Raw genomic sequence first — 17,155 nt, 5'->3', positions numbered from 1 at the left:
ACCTCGGGGTCCTCCAGGTGACCGTCGACCATCGCGCCGTCGCCGAGCGGTGCCGCCGACGGTGGGAGGGGTCAGCGGCGGGAGCGGGCGAGACCGGCGGCGACGGCGCTGATCACCGCTCCCGCCCCGAGGACCGAGGGCACCCCGATGCGCGCCGCCTTGCGGCCGGTGCGGAAGTCCTGGACCTCCCAGCCCTTCGCCCGCGCGATGCGGCGCAGGCCGGAGTCCGGGTTCACCGCGACCGGCGTGCCCACCGCCGTCAGCATCGGCACGTCGTTCTCCGAGTCGGAGTAGGCCGTGCAGCGCCGCAGGTCCAGTCCCTCGCGGGCGGCGAGGGCGCGCACGGCGTGCACCTTGGCCGGGCCGTGCATCAGGCCGCCGACCAACCGTCCTGTGTAGACACCGTCGACGCTCTCCGCGACAGTGCCGAGCGCGCCGGTCAGGCCGAGCCGTCTCGCGATGATCGAGGCCAGCTCCACCGGGGTCGCGGTGACCAGCCAGACCCGCTGCCCCGCGTCGAGGTGCCGCTGGGCGAGCGCCCTGGTGCCCGGCCAGATCTTGTCGGCCATCAGCTCGTCGTAGATCTCCTCGCTGACCCGCGACAGCTCCTCGACCGTGCGACCGGCCACAAAGGACAGCAGCTGGTCCCGGCTGGAGTCGATGCTGGCCTGGTCCTCGCGCCCACCGACCCGGAACTTCAGCTGCTTCCACGCGAAACCGAACAGCTCCGTCGCCGAGACGTACTTGCGCGCCACCAGGCCGCGGGCGAAGTGGAAGATCGACGCGCCCATCATCATGGTGTTGTCCACGTCGAAGAACGCGGCGGCCGTGAGGTCCTGACCCGGCCCCGCCGCGGCCACCGCGGCCTCGGCCGATGCGGCTCCGGCCATCGCGGCCAGCCGTTCCAGCTCCGGTCCCCGAACAGGTTCCCGCACCGACATGCGCACCGCCTTCTCCATGCCACAGCGTATCCGGACTCCTCGCGGCCCGGTCTCCTAGCCCTTGAGCGAGCTCAGCGACCGCCACGTGTCCCACGGGTAGGCCCAGAAGTCGGCTCCCTTGGCCGGCAGCTCGATCAGCGAGCCGGTGACCAGAACCGGGTCACCCACCAACGCGATGTGGAAGTAGTCCTCGGCGTCGGCCATCGACAGGTTCGCGCAGCCGTGCGAGACGTTCCTGCGGCCCTGGTGGCCCTCGGTGCCCGGGTTGGCGTGGATGAACTCGCCGTGGTTGGACAGCCGCAGCGACCAGAACGCCTCGAAGTCGAACCGCCTCATGTAGTACATCTCGTGCTTGGACATGATGAAGTACCGGCCGCTCCTGGTGACGAGGTCCGGGTCGGAGTCCAGGCCGTAGCTGGCCGGGTAGTTGCGGATCCGCTTGCCGTCCCGCTCGACGATCAACCGGTACGAGTCGGTCTCCGCACGGACGAGCTGGTGGCGGCCGATGGTGATGTTCCTGGTGAAGTCGTTCCTGCCGTAGGCGTCGTTGCCGAAGTGCACGCCGCGCAGACTGCTGCGGATGGTGACCTTCGTACCGGGCTTCCAGTACTCCTTGGGTCGCCACACCAGGTTCTCGGCGTCGATCCAGGCCCACGCGCCCTCGGTCTTCGGCTCGGACTCGACCGAGACGGACCTCTCGATGCCCGGGCGGTACTTCTGCTTGATGCCCCCGGCCGGGAAGACCAGCCACACCGGCTGCGCGACGCCGTAGGTGCCGCCCTCGTCGACGCGGGGGCTGACGGTGACCTGCACCCGGGGCTTGGCGGTGCGGAAGGTGCCCGAGACCGTCAGCGGCGAACCGGTGGCGTCGGTCGCGGTGCCGGAGTAGCTGTAGTCCTTGTCGAAGTCCGGCTTCTCCGTCGCGGTCCAGCTGCGCATGTCTTCAGAGAGCTTGCCCTTGAGCCGTCGCCCGCCGGACTCGGTGAGCCTGATGTCGCCGAGGACGCCGTCGGTGACACTGACCCGCAACCGGGCGGCGGGAGCCACATCGGTCGCGTTGTCGGCAGGCTCGACCACGACCTTGCCCGCTGGTTGGGCCTGCCCGGCCGGTGGTGTCGCATAGCCTCTGCCGCACACGCCGAGTGCCAGTGCCGCAACGGCTAACCCGACCACCAAGAACCGGCTTCCCGCCATAGGGTTCTCCCTGTGCTGTTGAGGTTTCCATTGACATGACGCGACACGGCACACGAGGTTCTAGTGACCCAGCGCACACATTCCTGGTTCACTGGGTACGAGACTTCCCGTGCGCGGTACTACCGTTCTCCCATGAACGAGCACGGTGTCGCGGTCTGGTCGAGCGAGAAATGGCGAAGACAAGCCGTTTCCTGGCTGGACGACCGGCTCTCCTCGGCAGGGATCACGCGGATAGGCGAGGTCGAACAGCCACGGGTGCGCTCGTGGGCAACGGTTCTCCGCGCGGAGACCGACCAAGGTGTGGTGTGGCTCAAGGCATGCGGCCCCGGCACGGCGTTCGAGGCCGCGCTGTACCCGTTGCTGCACGAGCTCACTCCGGACCGGGTGCTCACCCCGATCGCCGTCGACGTCGAACGCGGCTGGATGCTGCTGCCCGACGGCGGGCCGACCATGAACGGCACCTCACGTGACCTCGCGGAGGTGCTTGCGGGGTACGGGAAACTCCAACGAGACCTCACCCCGCACGTCGACGCGCTGCTGGCCGTCGGCGTGACCGACATGCGCGCGGAGATCATGCCGACCAGGTTCGCCGAGGCCATGGACGCGGTCAGCGACTACGTCGACCAGCGCGGCAGTGAGGACGAACGGGCGACCTTCACCCGGCTGGCCGAGTTCGGTGAGACTTATCGTGGTTGGTGCGAACGGCTCGCGGCCGATCCGGTTCCGCCGAGCCTGGACCACAACGACCTGCACCAGAACAACGTCTTCGCGTCGGGGGCGAAGTTCTACGACTGGGGCGACAGCGTTGTGGCGCACCCGTTCGCGAGCCTGCTGATGCCGTTGACCGCAGGAGCCGACAGACGGGTGCGCGACGCCTACTTGGCCGAGTTCGCCGACCTGGCCTCGCACGCGGAGCTGGTGGAGTCCGTGAAGCTGGCGTGCCGGGTCGCCAAGGTCGCCCGCGCCCTGGTGTGGATCAGGTCGCTGGGCAACGACGTGGACAGCGAGTACGCCAACGCCCCGTTGGCGCACCTCGCCTCCCTGCTGGCGGACTCCTATCTGTTGACGTAGTCGTGCACCGGGGTCGCCGGTGCGAGGGTGAGGTCGGTCAGGATGTGGCTGGCCGCAACGACTTCGCGCACCGGCAGGTCCGCGATGGGCGCGAGCACGTGCTCGAAGAGCTGGAGCCGCGCGGGCCCGGTCCACGCCTGCTTCACCGTGACATCGGTGATCCGGGTGCGCACGAGCTCGGCGATCCTCGGCCGGGCGTCGTAGCCAGGAACGATCTTGACCATGTAGGTCGGCACGGTGATCTGCCGAAGCGCGTCCTCTTCGGACAGTTCCCGGTGCTTGTACCCCATGGTCGCCGTCGCCACCCGCAGCGACCCGACGTCCAGCGTCCCGACCAGCGCCCCGCTGTCCACCAGGAGCCGTGCCGTGCCAAGGCTCTTCGGGTAGGCGGAAAGCTCGCGCCCGCACGCGATCGCCGGGAAGTTGTCGAGGTACATCGCGTGCAGGTACTCGCCGCTCTCCGCGCCCAGGCGCACCGGCACGGCGATCCCGGCCTCGGTGTACGGCCCGAACCCACCGACGTCACCCATGTGCATGACCTCGAAGCGGACGAGCGGTTCGACGATCTCCAACGGCTCCGGCACGATCGCGCGAAGCGCGTCGGCATCGGTGCGGTAGAAGACGTTCAGGTACTCCCGGTCGGTGAACCGGTACACCCCCAGGGGATACGAGGGCGCCGCCAGGGGCGTGGTCACCTTCGTCAGGACCTCCTCAGCCCGCATCGCCCCTCCTCAGCGTCAATCCGAACCGGGAACCGTGGAAGGCGTTGACCCCGTCCACCGCGCACACGATGTCCGCGATCAGGGTGGGCTCGTCGCCGCCCCTGACCTCGGCGACGAACAGCTCGTACACCAGGCGCTCGTTGGCCGGGGTGATCTGCTTGCCACAGCGCCAGTCGTAGGTCTCGCGCTGGACCGGCTCGAAGCGCCAGCCGTCCCTGTCGACGGTGAACCCCAGTGCGGCCAGGTAGAACGCCATGGCCTGGAACCCGCCGTCGACGATCAGGTTGCCCGGCATGCACGGGTCGTCGCGGAAGTGCCCGTCGAAGAACCACGCGTCGTCGGCGACCGGCGTCTCCACCCGGAGGTAGCCACGCCCCCACGGCCCGCCCGCCGGATCGAACTCGGTGACCTCGTGCAGCAACCACGTCCGCTCACCGCCGAGCCGGGGCGAGCTTGTGTGCGACCGCATCTCCGGCTGCCCGAAGCAGTCCGCCGCCCTGCCGTTGGCGAAGGCCAGCATCTCCTGCGGGCCGAACTTCCTTGGCGCGCAGGCGTTCACCGGGATGTCCAGAGGAGCGCCGGCGGCGGGAACGTGGTCCGAGGGGTTCCACGGGACGCCGGGCGAGCTCGCGAGCGCCTCGTCGGTGAACAGGCCGCTGCGGGAGCGCACGGTCACGCGGAGCTCTTCGCCGACCCAGTAGTCGTACCGGCAGGCGAAGATGATCAACCCGTCGTACTCGCTGTGCCCGTCGACGTTGACCTCGCAGCTGATGACCTCGCCCGCTCGCGCGGGACTGCCGAGATAGGTCAGCTCCGCGTCCAGCAGCCGGTAGTTGCGGTCGCCGGGGTGCCCGAGGTCCGCGCCCAGCCAGCTCATCAGCACCAGCGTGCCCTGGCCGGTCTCCACCATCAGGCCGGGCGGCAGGTAGCCGGTGTGGTCGAGGTACCAGCTGTCCGGGTGCACGTCGGTCTCGGTCCTGATCACGCCGGTGCCCATCGAGGCCGGTTCCGCGTCCATCTCCAGCACCCGGTCGAACAACAGCATCGGCGGCTGCGGCAGGCGGATGTGCCTGCGGTGGTTGTCCTGCACGGCGAACCGCGGCCCGAAAACCCGGGAAACCGGCCCAGCACCGAGGAGCAACAGGTCGGAGCGGTCGAAGACGAGCTTCTTCCCAGCTTCGACGACGGGCTGTCCCATGAGCGCGATCGTTGTCCGTGTCTGGAGGTCGAGGAACCGCCGGTGCGTCTCGGTGTGCTGAGCGAGCACCGCGGCGTGCGCAGCGGCCAGTCGCTCCCGTTGCGCCATGACGAGGTTCACCAAGCCAGGCGTGAGGGCCGGAGCCGAGACAGGCGCCGGGACTGGCGCGGACGTCGGGGCCGAAACCGGGGCCGATCGCAGCTCCGGTAGCCGAACCTCGTTCCACAGCACCGGGAACCGCACTGTCTTGCCGGGAACAGCGCGCGGGCGTCGCAGCCGGTCGAAGAACTCCGCCGCGCGAACCGGAACACCAGCCGCGACAAGCTCCGCCAGCGCGAAACCGAACTGGCGCAGTCCCCGTCCGTCCGGTGCGTCCAGTGCGACGGCCAGGTGCTCACGGTCTCCCAGAGTCCGGCGGATCCAGCTCGTGCACAGGCCCTGCGGGCCGAGTTCCACGAACACTCTCACACCATCGGCCCACGCGCGCTCGACCACGTCAGCGAAGCGCACCGTGCTGACGCCCTGCGCACTGACCGCCTCGGCGGCACGAGCGGAGGTCGCCGTGTAGGACTCCGTGGTCGCACCGCTGTAGAACCGGACACCGGGGATCTCGCGAGCCGGTTGAGTGGCGAAGTCTCGCCACTCCGCGCGCACCGACTCCAGCTCCGGCACGTGCGCCGCGAAGTGATAGCCGATCTTGATCGCGGGCAGTCCGGTGCGCGCCAACAGCTTCGCGCACGCCTGCTCCGGACCGCCGACCACGCACACGTCGGGCGCGTTCTCGGCCATCACGTGCACGCCGGGGTGGTCGGCCAGCACCGCGCGCACCTCGGCAGCGGGGCCGTTGACCAGGTGGCTGGCCCACCGGTCCTCCTCGATGCCCGCACGCCGCCACTGCTCGCGCAGCACCCGGCAGTCGCCGGTGAGATCGTTGAGGAGCTCGTTCTCCCGGAAGTCGTTGTTCCACTTGGTGATGTCCGGCCACACACCCATGACCGTGAGCCCCACCGGCTCCCCCGCGGAGTACCCGATCACCGCGCTGGGCCGGAGACCGAGGGAGTCGGTGATCTCCTTGTGGAGCATGCTGAACTTGCCGAGATCGACGATGTCCTCGATCACGGAGGCGGGCTGTCCGTCCGAAAGGGACAAGGGGCTGCCGAAGCGTTCCGACGCACTGGCGACCGCGTCCGGGAACGCGAGCCACAGCTCACGCCCCATCGACGGATAGACCGCCGCACCGTTGGTGAAGACGAACGCGACCTCTCCGGTGAGCGGCTCGTCGCGGTAGGCAACACCGGCGGGCTTCACGCCGGTGTCGGTGAGCCAACGGCGGGCGCGCTCGATCGCCTTTCCCCGCTCTCCCTCGACCACCACGGCGAGCCGCGCGGGACCGTCGTCCGAGCGACGACCAGCCTCCAGCGCCGCAAGGACCTCAGCGCGATCACGACCCGAGTAGACCTCCAGGCTGGGTCCGTCCTCCGCCGTCCAAGGCTCCGGAGTGCCGAACGACCGCAGCCGCACTCGCCGCCGGTCCGCTTCGAGCGGGTCCACCACGACCTCAGCGGTCCGTACCACGGCCGGGGTCGCCGGAGCACCAGCACGAGGCAGCGCGCCATGCCGCAGCGCGGTGGCCGCAACAGCAATACCGACAAGCCCGACAGCAGCATGCGCCTCACCAAAGAAGTCCACAGTGGACAATCCGGAGTCGCCAACGACGAGGTCGGCAGGCTCAGTATCCGACTCGTCCAGCAAGGCGATCACACGGTCACCGTCGCGTTCCGCGTCACTGAGCCGCTTGAGCACCAACACGACGGCGGCATCACCGGGCGTGGTCTCACGACCGAGTTCGCGCAATGCCGCCTGGTGCACCGGGTCGCCGGACAGATCGACCGCACCGACGATCGCCGCGTCCGCTTCACCGACCCGCAGCGCCCGAGCAGCGATGTCGAGCGCGACGATACCCGATGCCTCCTCCGCCGAGACCGTGTAACCCGGGCCTGCGAGATCGAGCTGGGCGTTGATCCGGTTGGCGACGAGATTCGGCATCGCACCAACGGAAACCGCAGCGGTGTACGGGCCGGCGAAAGCCTCGCGGAAGGCGTCGATTTCGGTAGTGTCCGCGCCGGCGTCCTCCATCCACTGTGGAACGCGGAGCCTGGCGCCGTACCTGGTGCCGGTGAGGTCGGTTCCCATGCCGACGAGCACAAGCGTGCGCTCACGCGGCAGCGTCACGTCACGCACGGCCTCGCGCGCGGTCTCCAGCACCACGAGCTGCTGAGGGTAGGCGCGCTCCAGGTCCCGTGGTGGGAAGCGCAGTCCGGCCAAGGTCAGGTCGATCTCGGCGCGCGAGGTCCGTCGACGGTGCCCGGTGAGCACGTCCCGGCGGAAGTCCTCGGCGTCGGCCCCGTCGGCGACCTTCGCTCCGATCGCGACGATCGCCACCGGCTCGTCGCGACGAGGCGGCACGGGCGGGGCGACGGCTCCGACGTTCTCGACCCATCCGTCCACCACGAGATGCGCGTTGTTCCCGCCGAAGCCGAAAGCGCTGACCCCGGCGCGCAGCGGCCCGGTCCACTCCTCAGCCTCTGTCACGAGGCGGATCGGGGTGCCGTCCAGCGCGGTGATCGGCCGCTCCGCGCCAACGGTGGGCGGGCGCACTCCCGCCCGCATGCCGCCGACCACCTTGAGCAGACCGGCGATCCCAGCGGGCGCGAGAACGTGACCGAGGTTGGACTTCGCCGACCCGATCGGCAGGTCCGGGTTCTCCGCGAAGACGGTGGCCAGCGACCGCACCTCGATCGAGTCACCGACCGGGGTGCCCGTGGCGTGGCACTCCACAAGGGACACCGTCTCCGGCGCGAGCCCGGCGACCTCGTAAGCCTGCCGCATCGCGCGCTCCTGCCCGTCCTGCGCGGGCACCAGCAGACCTCCGGTGCGACCGTCATTGGACAGCCCAACGCCGCGCACCACACCGAAGATCGGCACGTCCTGCCGCACCGCGTCGGCGAGCCGCATCAGCGCGACCATCCCAGCACCCTCGCCGAGCACCAGGCCGTCGGAGTCACGGTGGAACGGACGGCTCTGCCCGGTCCGGCTGGTGGCCGACAGCGCCGCGAAGTTCACTTGCAGGATCAGCTGATCGGCCCGGTTGACCGCTCCCGCGAGCATCAGGTCCGCGGAGCCGTCGAGCAGTCGGTCGCACGCGAGCTTGATCGCGTACAGCGAGGACGCGCACGCCGCGTCGAGCGCGAACGACCCCGCGTCCAGGCCGAGCGCCTTCGCGGCGATATGCGCGGGAAGTCCTGCCGAGAAACGGTTCCGAGCATCCGGCCGAGTCCGTTCGCCGCGCAGCGCGGGCACGCTGTCCAGCAGCACGTGCTCGGCGAAACCCGCCATGCCGTCCGGCGGCATGCACAGGTTGCCGAGCACGAGCCCGGACCGGGGCGGCGCGGTGCCCCGGCCGGACTCGCGCAGTGCCTCGCGGCCGGCGTGCAACACCCACTGGAACAACGGGTCCAGTGTGAGCACGGAATCGGCGCCGATCGCGAAGCCGGAGGGGTCGAACACGGACTCGAAGCCGTGCACGTACCCGCCGACGTCGGAGTAGCTGCGGTCAACGGTCTCGGTATCAGTCGCCATCGCCCACTGTGGACCGAGACCCCACCTGCCCCGCGGCACGGTGGACAGGCTCTGCCTGCCCGCGACGAGGTTGTCCCAGTACTGGTCCGGGGTGAGCGCGCCGGGCAGCACACAGCCCCGGCCGACGATCGCGATGTCCACGCTGCTGTTCCCTCTCCGGCTCACTGGATCCGCAGGCGGGCGCGGAAGCTCGGCTCGTCGCCGACCTCGATGTCCACCGCCGTTGCGCTGATCCGCTTACCCCGCACCGTGATCCGGCTGCCCACCCCGCTCAGCTCCGGCAGCCGCAGCTCGTCGAGGTCCTCAACGTTGTCGAGCACCGGGTGGTCCAGCTCCGGGAACCACGTGCGGGCGGCACGGCTCATCCACTCCAGCGCCGTCTCGACGGGAACCCCGGTCTCGGCGTGCTCGACCAGCTCGGGGTGGGTCGAGGAGTGCAGCCGCACCTCCACCGCGGGCGGGTCCTGGTTCCTGCCGGTCATCACGGCCACGCCCTCCCCAGCGGTGACGATCACCCGGACATCGGCGCCGGCGCCGGTGACCTCGTCGGCGAACGCCGCGCCACCGTCCCGCAACGAGATCAAGGCGATCTCCCTGCGGCGGAAGAACTCCTTCAGCGAGGAGTCCACCATTCCGCCCTCCCAGGGGCCCCACGCGATGGAGCGCACCAGGCAGTCCGGCCTGCGCACGCTCTCCGCGACGGCCACGTGGTTCAGCGTCTCGTTGGCCATGGCGTAGTCGCTCTGCCGGTCGCTGCCGAAGGTGCCCGCGACCGAGGAGAACAGGCACAGCACGGTGAGCGGGTCCTGCGCGGTCGCGTCCAGCAACGCCCGCAGACCGGCGAGCTTCGTGCTGGTGACGAGCTCGTACTGCTCGTCGGTCTTCTCCACCAGCGGGTGGTCCTCGATCACTCCGGCCGCGTGCACGAGCCCGGTGATCGGCCCCCACTTCGCCCGGACCTCGTCGAGCGCGGCGGCGACCTCGGCGTGGTCACGGACGTCGACGGCGTGATAGCTGACCTCGGAACCGGCTTCCCGCAGGGCGTTCAGGTTCGCGTGCACCTCGCGGTTGGCCAGCACGCGGCGGACCGTGGCCCGCACGGCGGCCGGGGCGATGCGCTCCCGCTTCGCGACGGCCTGGACCAACGCGGCCTCGTCACCGATACCGGCGAGGTAGTCCGGCTCGTCGGCCAGCGGGCTCCGGCCGAGGATCGCCAGCCTCGGCCGGTGCGAACGCGCCAGCGCGAGCAGCCCCGGCGCGGTCACCCCACGGGCGCCGCCACCGACCACGATCACCGACTCCGGACCGACCGCGGTGCCCGGGGTGCCGTCCAGCTCCTCGGTGACCGTGCGCAGCGTCAGCCGGGTCCCGTCCGCGCGCAGCCCCACGTCCAAAGTGGACCCACCGGTGAGCAGCTCCTGGACGATCGCCTCGGCGATGTCGGCGGCGCGGCGACCACCGCGCTCGCAGTCGATCGCCCGGACGCAGGCGTCGTCCCACTCCTTGGCGACCACGCGGGACAGGGCGGAGATCCCGCCGAGCCACGCGCGGTCCGGGCTGCGCCCGTCGAGCCCGAAGTCGCCGCCGGTGTCCTGGACGGTGACGAACACGCCACCCCTGGCCGTGAAGCTCTTGGCGGTGCGCCAGGCGGTCTGGTAGGCGTCGCGGTGCTGGGCGAGCGCGTCGTCGACCGAGCCGATCTCGGCGAGCCCCCCGAGGAACACCACGCCGTTGGCGTCGGCGGGAACCTGGGTGACCACCTCGGCATCGATACCCGAGGCGGTGAGCTTGGCGGCGACGCACTCCGCGATGCCACCACCGTCGTCGGTGACGAACAGCGGAACGTCACCGAGCCCGACCATCGCCAAGCCGGGCGCGGGGGTCTCGACAGCCCGCAGCACGCGGCGGATCACCCTCGCGTCGGCGTCCGGCTCCGCCACCGGCGTGGGCGCACCGCCCAGCTCGCTGGTGATCTGCCGCAACGTCCGCAACGCCCCCAGCCGCGCGGAGTCCAACTCCGCCAGCCCCGGAACCTCCTTGCGCAGCCCGGAGAACACCTCAACGCGCTTGATGGAGTCGATACCGAGGTCGGCCTCAAGCTCCATGTCCAGATCCAGCATCTCCACCGGATAACCCGTACGATCCGCCACCACGCTCAACAACACCCCGGTGATGTCGCGAACCGGTGCCGCAGGAACAGAACCGCCCAACCCCGTGGAAATCTCACGCAACGTCCGCAGTGCCCCCAGCCGCGCGGAATCCAACTCCGCCAGCCCCGGAACCTCCCTACGCAGCCCGGAGAACACCTCAACGCGCTTGATCGAGTCGATACCGAGGTCGGCCTCAAGCTCCATATCCAGATCCAGCATCTCCACCGGATAACCCGTACGATCCGCCACCACGCTCAACAACACCCCGGTGATGTCGCGAACCGGTGCCGCAGGAACAGAACCACCCAACCCCGTGGAAATCTCACGCAACGTCCGCAACGCCCCCAGCCGCGCGGAATCCAACTCCGCCAGCCCCGGAACCTCCTTACGCAACGCGGACAACACCTCAACCCGCTTGATCGAGTCGATACCGAGGTCGGCCTCAAGCTCCATATCCAGATCCAGCATCTCCACCGGATAACCCGTACGATCCGCCACCACGCTCAACAACACCGTGCTGATGTCACCGGTCGGTTCCGCCACGGGCACCGGGCTGGCGGTGATGGCGGGAAGAGCCGGAGCCGCGGGCATCATCGGCGCAACAGCTGGGGCCGGAGCGAGAACCGGCGCTGGAGTCGGGGCCGGAGCCGGAGTCGGAGCGATGGTGGGCACGGCGACGGCAGGAGCAGCGGGAGCAGTCGGCAGCTCCGGCAGGCCACCGCTCGTCCCGAGCAGAGCGGCCAGCGTGGCTTCGGAGGACCGGAGGAAGGCGATGTGGCTCTCCGACAGCAGGCGCTGGTAGGTGTTGTGCGCCTCGACGGTCTGCCGCTGGCTCTCCTCCACCGCACGAAGCCATCCGGGCTCCTCAGTCCCTTGCACCACAACAGGTTCAGCAACAACCGGGTTGGGCGCGGGAAATGCCGCGGCTCCCCCGGCGGGCGGGTACTGGCGGCCCTGGTTCGCGCCGTTGATTCGCACCGTCATCTTGGTCTTACGCTCCTCTTTCGCTTCCGTGAGCGGTGCGTGCCGCTCCCACAACGCCTCGTAGTCCAGCTCGGTCCCGCTGACCGCGAGCCGGGCCAGTGCCTCGTTCAGGCTGCTGATCCCGTTGCGCCCCTTGCGGTCCGTCGCCACCGCCAGGTGCTCGCGGTCACCGAGGACACGCCCGACCAGGCCGGTCAGCGTCGATCCAGCGCCCACCTCGACGAAGCGCCGGACCCCCGCCGCGTACATCGCCTCGATCTGCTCGACGAACCGGACGGGCGCGGCGAGGTGGCCTGCGACGCGCGAGCGGATCTCCTCCGGCGCGGCCGGGTACACGGCGGCGTCGGCGTTGCCGAACACCTCCAGGGCCGGCGAGACGACCTCGACACCACGGAGGAAGTCCAGCAGCGGTGCCGAGGCGTCGGCCACCAGCGGACTGTGGAACGCCGTCGCGGTGTTGAGCCGCTTCACACCGAAACCCTCGGCGGCGATCTTCTGCTCGACGACGTCGGCGGAGCCCGCGCCCACCGAGACCACGACCTGGTCCGGCGCGTTGTGGTTGGCCACCCACACATCGGCGATCCCGATGCCGGACAGCAGCTTCTCCACATCCTCCCGCGCGGCGGTCACGGCGATCATCACGCCGGGCACCTCGGCCGCGTCCCGCATCAGCTCACCGCGTCGCCGGGCCATCAGCAGCAGCGACCGCTCGTCGAAGGCACCAGCCGCGCTCAGCGCGACGAGCTCACCGAAACTGTGCCCCGCAACGCAATCCGGGCGAAGGCCGAGGTCACCGAGAACGCCGAGCAGTGCGAGGCTGTGCGCGGCGAGCGCGGGTTGGGCCCACTCGGTCGCGGTGATCCGGGCGGACTGCGCGGCGCGCTCGGCGTCAGTGAACACCGGACGCGGGAACACCACTCGGTGCAGCGGCTCGTCGCCGAAGTCCTCAGCACCGACGCGATCCCACACCCGCTGAGCGCTCGGCACGTGCATCGCGAGGTCAGCGCTCATGCCCACGTACTGGGAACCCTGCCCGGGGAACAAGAACGCGGTCCGACCCACCACCGAGCCAAGTCCATAGTGGACTCCGGTCGGTGTTGCGAACGGCGCGGAAGGCGAGCGCTCGATCATGGCGGCGGCCTTGGCGAGCTTGTCCGCCAGGTCATCCGCGTCATCGGCGATCGCAGCGAGCCGAACCGGGTCGGTCGCCCGGAAGTCCCGCTGGCTGCGGCGCGCGATGTCGGCGAGCGAACCGCTCCTCTTGGCGCGCACCAGCTCCAGCAGCTCTTCGGAGGAGTCAGCGCTGAACAGCACGAGCTCGTTGGCCTGCGTGCGGTGCCGCCAGGCAGTGGCCTCGCCGGTGTACTCCTCCAGGGTCAGGTGGAAGTTGCTGCCACCGAAGCCGAAGCTCGACAGGGCCGCCCGCCGGGGGTGTTCCGGGTTGCCGACCCACGGCCGGGCCTGGGTGTTGAGGTAGAACGGGGTGCGCTCCAGCTCCAGCTCGGGGTTGGGCCGCTCGACCTTGATCGTCGGCGGCAGCACCTTGTGGTGCAGCGCGAGCGCGGCCTTCACCAGCCCGGCCGCTCCCGCCGCGCACTTCGTGTGACCGACCTGGGACTTCACCGAACCGAGCGCGCACCACTGCCGCTCGATCCGCCCGGCCTCGTCGAAGACCTCGCGCAGCGAGGTGAACTCCGCGCGGTCGCCCGCGATGGTGCCGGTGCCGTGCGCCTCCACCAGCTCGACGGTGGCCGGGTCGTAGCCGGCGGCCTCGTACGCGCGGCGCAGCGCCCTGGCCTGCCCCTCCGGCAGCGGCGCGTAGATCGCCGTGCTCCTGCCGTCCGAGGCCGCGCCGATCCCCTTGATCACCGCGTAGATCCGGTCGCCGTCGCGTTCGGCGTCGTCGAGCCGCTTGAGCGCGAGCATCGCCAGGCCCTCGCCGAGCATGGTCCCGTCGGCGTCGGCGGAGAACGGGCGGCAGTCACCGGTCGGCGACAGCGCCGGGGTCTTGCTGAAGGAGACGAACGTGCCGATGTCGTTGGTGGTGTCCACACCGCCGGTCAGCACGAGGTCGGCTCGGCCGACGGCCAGCTCGGCCACGGCGGCCGACACCGCCGCGAGCGAACTGCCGCAGGCGGCGTCGGTGGTGTAGTTCGCGCCGTGCAGGTCGAAGCGGTTGGCGATGCGCCCGGCGACGACGTTGCCGAGCATGCCGGGGAACGTCGCCTCCTGCCACTCCGGCCCGTGCCCGGCGATGCCGTCGCACACCGCCTGCGCGGTCTCCTCGTCAACACCGTTCTCCCGCAAGGCTTTCAGCCACACCGGGCGGTTGAGCCAGCCCGTCATCTCCGACATCAGCTTCATCGCGGACGCGCCGAGGATCACGCTCACCCGGTCGCGGTCGGTGTCGGCGAGCCCCCCACCGAGATCGGCGAGGACCTGCTCGGCGACGACGAGGGACAGCAGCTGCGTGGAGTCCGTCGCGGGCAGCACGTTCGGCGGGATGCCGAAGGCGACCGGGTCGAAGTCCACATCGGACAGGAACGCGCCGCGCCGCGCGTAGGTCTTGCCTGGCGCCGTGGGGTCGGGGTCGTAGTGGTCCTCCACCAGCCAGTGCGTGCCCGGCACGTCGCTGATGAGGTCACGGCCGTCGACGACGGTGCGCCAGAACCCCGCTACGTCAAGCGATCCTGGCATGATCGCGCCGAGGCCGACGACGGCCACCGGCGGTTGCGCGCTCTCGCGTGCCACAGACTTCTCCTGCGAGTGGTGGGTGGTTGGGTGCTCAGACCAGGCGGCGCGGCGTGAAGGTGAACGCCTCCGGGGGCACCGGCAGGCCGTAGACGCGCAGCTGGTGGGCGCGCGTGAGCACGGCGGCCCCCTCCAGCAGGTTCAGCGCGATCTGCACGACCGTGCGGTTGGCCTGCTCGGCGAGGAAGGTCCCAGCCGTCCAGCGGTTGAACGCGCCGATCGCCGGGCCGCACCAGATCTGGAAGTCGGCCCGCCTGCCGGTGTCGCCATCGACCGCCCAACGGCTGCTGCGGCCGAGGTAGGAGCGGAAGAGCAGTGCCATCCGGTGCTTCGGGTCGGTGCGGGCACGGACGAGTTCGGCCGGGTCGCGCTCCCGCCAGAACCGCTCGGTCTCCGCCCACGCGTCCGCGACCGGCATGCGCAGGATGTCCCGCTCGATCCGGGTGCGCACCCGCTCGGGCAGGTCCTCAAGCGAGTCGTTGTCGCGGTAGGCCTCGTAGAGCTGCGTCGCCCGTGCGGCGAACATGGTTCCGCGCCGCAGCACCTGCACCTTCACGCCCTGCTCGAACATGTCGGCGGCGGGCGCCATCGTCACGTCGGCGAGGTCCGCCGCGGCGAGCAGCGCCTTGGCCGCCGGGGACAGCCCGGACTCGACCGCGACCTGGTTGACCGACCCGGTCACCACGTACGCCGCCCCGGCCGCGAACGCGGCGGCCAGCGCTCCAGGAGTGCCGAGCCCACCCGCCGCCCCGACGCGCACCGGGCGCCGGTACCCGAACCGCGCGACGAGCTTGTCCCGCAACGCCAGGATCACCGGCAGCAGCGACACCAGCGGGCGGTTGTCGGTGTGGCCACCGCTGTCCGCCTCCACGGTGATGTCCTCGGCGACCGGGACCAGCGAGGCGAGCTCGGCCTCCTCGGCGGTGAGCTGGCCGCGCTCCACCAAGCCACGCAACAGCTCCGGCGGGGCCGGGGACAGGAACCGCTCGGCGGTCTCCGGGCGGGAGATCTTCGCGAACATCCGGGTGCGGCGGATGATCCCGCCCTCCGCGTCCCTGGTCAGCCCGGCCGCCGCGCACCGCACCACGGCGGGCGTCAGGTCGGTGAAGGCCGACGCGCACACGCACGGCACCCCGGACCGGATCAGCAGGTCGGCGACCCTGCCCTCGGTCACCGGCTCGTTCGGCGAGTGGATCAGGTTCACGCCCCAGTTCGGCAGGCCCGCCAGGGACCTGGCCAGCTCGGTGACGGCGTCCTGGACCCGGGGCAGGCCCAGCCCGCCCGCGCCGAAGAACCCGAGCATGCCGCCGCGCGCCATCGCGGTGACCATCTCGACGGTGGCGATGCCGCCTGCCATCTCCCCCGCCACGTACGGGAACCGCGTGCCGTGGGTCTCGTTGAACGTCCGGTCGCCGAGCCACTCCGGGTACAGCGGCGGCAGGACTCCGATCACCCCGTGCTCGGGGCCGTGCTCGCCGACGGCCAGCCCGTAGCCCGCGCCGGAGGCGACGACGTGGGCGGGCTCCCTGATCCGGTCGACGAGCTCCGCGATCCGCGCGGGCTGGAATGCGGGTTGGGGCAGCGTTTTCATGAGCCTTCCCGATAGTCGTTGTAGAAGCCGCGTCCGCTCTTCACGCCGAGGTGTCCACGGCCGACGTACTCGCGCAGCAGCCCGCGCGGCCCCTCCGGCAGCCCGTCGCGCTCGGCGGCGTACTGGTTCTCGATGTCCAGGACGACGTCCAGCCCCACCTGGTCCATCACCCGGAACGGCCCCGAGGAGACCCCGACGACGAGCCGGTAGATCAGGTCCACTTCCTCCGGCGTGGCGACGCCCTCGGCGACCACCGCGAGCGCCTCCCGCTTCACCGCGGCCCAGATCCGGTTGTAGATGAAGCCGGTGCTCTCGGCGCGCACCTCCAACGGCGTGAACCCGAATTCCGGAAGCGCTCCGAGAACCTTGTCCATGACAGCGCGCGACGTGCGCCCCGAGGACATCACCTCGACCGCGTTGATCAGTGGCGGGAGGTAGAAATGGGTGTTCAGCACACGCTCAGGAAAAGCCAGCCCGTCAATGAGACGACTCGTGGGAAACGACGACGAGTTGCTGGCGAGGACGACCTCGGAACCGGTCAGCCGGTCAAGTTCGGCGAATACCCACTTCTTGAGTTCGAGGCGTTCCGGAACAGCTTCGACAACGAGCCAGGCCCCGTCCACGGCCGCCTTGACGGAGTCGGCGGCAACCACTCTTCCCGGAGCGTGCGCGGCATGACCGGAAACGAACTCCACTGCTTCGGCGATCTGCCCGGGAACCGGGTCGGTGATGCGGACCTCGGCGCCGCCCGAGGCGAACATGAGCGCGAGGCGGCGACCGAGTGTTCCGGCTCCGACCACCGCGATCGGGTGATGGGTTGCGGCGGGTGGTTCAGCACTGCTGGGCACGGACCGAAGCATGGAAGGGCCGCGACGGCTCCGGCAAGGACGCACCGCCCGAACGTTGTCCACGGT

General features: G+C 70.4%; 8 protein-coding genes. 1 reads left to right on the top strand and 7 read right to left on the bottom strand.

Features of this window, described 5'->3' with window-relative positions:
- Positions 1–71 precede the first annotated feature (71 nt).
- Both ACFFQA_RS31895 and ACFFQA_RS31890 read right to left on the bottom strand, forming a co-directional pair.
- A complete protein-coding gene (locus ACFFQA_RS31895; RefSeq protein WP_377860385.1) occupies positions 72–959 on the bottom strand; it encodes an HAD family hydrolase in 888 nt (295 codons plus the stop codon).
- A gap of 36 nt (positions 960–995) precedes the next feature.
- The gene (locus ACFFQA_RS31890; protein ID WP_377860383.1) at positions 996–2,135 is read right to left on the bottom strand and encodes a L,D-transpeptidase; all 1,140 of its coding nucleotides are present in this window, start codon (positions 2,133–2,135) and stop codon (positions 996–998) included.
- Positions 2,136–2,267: 132 nt separating this feature from the next.
- On the opposite strand from ACFFQA_RS31890, the gene ACFFQA_RS31885 reads away from it, so the two are divergent.
- Entirely contained in the window at positions 2,268–3,206 is a 939-nt protein-coding gene (locus ACFFQA_RS31885; protein ID WP_377860381.1) for a phosphotransferase, read from the top strand.
- Here the strand turns inward: ACFFQA_RS31885 and ACFFQA_RS31880 are convergent.
- From ACFFQA_RS31880 to ACFFQA_RS31860, 5 genes are read right to left on the bottom strand one after another with little or no spacing between them, the layout of a single operon-like run.
- On the bottom strand, positions 3,191–3,928 hold the full coding sequence (locus ACFFQA_RS31880) for an acetoacetate decarboxylase (RefSeq protein WP_377860379.1): 738 nt from the start codon (positions 3,926–3,928) through the stop codon (positions 3,191–3,193). The two genes, ACFFQA_RS31885 and ACFFQA_RS31880, sit on opposite strands and share 16 nt — an antisense overlap.
- On the bottom strand, positions 3,918–8,906 hold the full coding sequence (locus ACFFQA_RS31875; RefSeq protein WP_377860377.1) for a beta-ketoacyl synthase N-terminal-like domain-containing protein: 4,989 nt from the start codon (positions 8,904–8,906) through the stop codon (positions 3,918–3,920). The genes ACFFQA_RS31880 and ACFFQA_RS31875 overlap by 11 nt, the downstream gene beginning before the upstream one ends.
- 20 nt (positions 8,907–8,926) lie before the next feature.
- Entirely contained in the window at positions 8,927–14,650 is a 5,724-nt protein-coding gene (locus ACFFQA_RS31870) for an SDR family oxidoreductase (protein ID WP_377860375.1), read from the bottom strand.
- Positions 14,651–14,684: 34 nt separating this feature from the next.
- Positions 14,685–16,241: a PfaD family polyunsaturated fatty acid/polyketide biosynthesis protein gene (locus ACFFQA_RS31865; protein ID WP_377860373.1), complete on the bottom strand. Its 1,557-nt coding sequence runs from the start codon at positions 16,239–16,241 to the stop codon at positions 14,685–14,687.
- A complete protein-coding gene (locus ACFFQA_RS31860) occupies positions 16,238–17,089 on the bottom strand; it encodes a 3-hydroxyacyl-CoA dehydrogenase family protein (RefSeq protein ID WP_377860371.1) in 852 nt (283 codons plus the stop codon). The genes ACFFQA_RS31865 and ACFFQA_RS31860 overlap by 4 nt, the downstream gene beginning before the upstream one ends.
- Between the last annotated feature and the right edge of the window lie 66 nt (positions 17,090–17,155).

It is taken from the genome of Allokutzneria oryzae (assembly GCF_042429765.1).
GTDB classification, from domain to species: domain Bacteria; phylum Actinomycetota; class Actinomycetes; order Mycobacteriales; family Pseudonocardiaceae; genus Allokutzneria; species Allokutzneria oryzae.
The sequence above is the reverse complement of the archived record's forward strand: the minus strand, read 5'-3'. Positions and strand labels throughout refer to the sequence as shown.

Excerpts from the sequence above, each read along its gene's own strand:
- ACFFQA_RS31895 (WP_377860385.1), bottom strand. The coding sequence starts at position 959 with ATGGAGAAGGCGGTGCGCATGTCGGTGCGGGAACCTGTTCGGGGACCG.
- ACFFQA_RS31890 (WP_377860383.1), bottom strand. The coding sequence starts at position 2,135 with ATGGCGGGAAGCCGGTTCTTGGTGGTCGGGTTAGCCGTTGCGGCACTG.
- ACFFQA_RS31885 (WP_377860381.1), top strand. The coding sequence starts at position 2,268 with ATGAACGAGCACGGTGTCGCGGTCTGGTCGAGCGAGAAATGGCGAAGA.
- ACFFQA_RS31880 (WP_377860379.1), bottom strand. The coding sequence starts at position 3,928 with ATGCGGGCTGAGGAGGTCCTGACGAAGGTGACCACGCCCCTGGCGGCG.
- ACFFQA_RS31865 (WP_377860373.1), bottom strand. The coding sequence starts at position 16,241 with ATGAAAACGCTGCCCCAACCCGCATTCCAGCCCGCGCGGATCGCGGAG.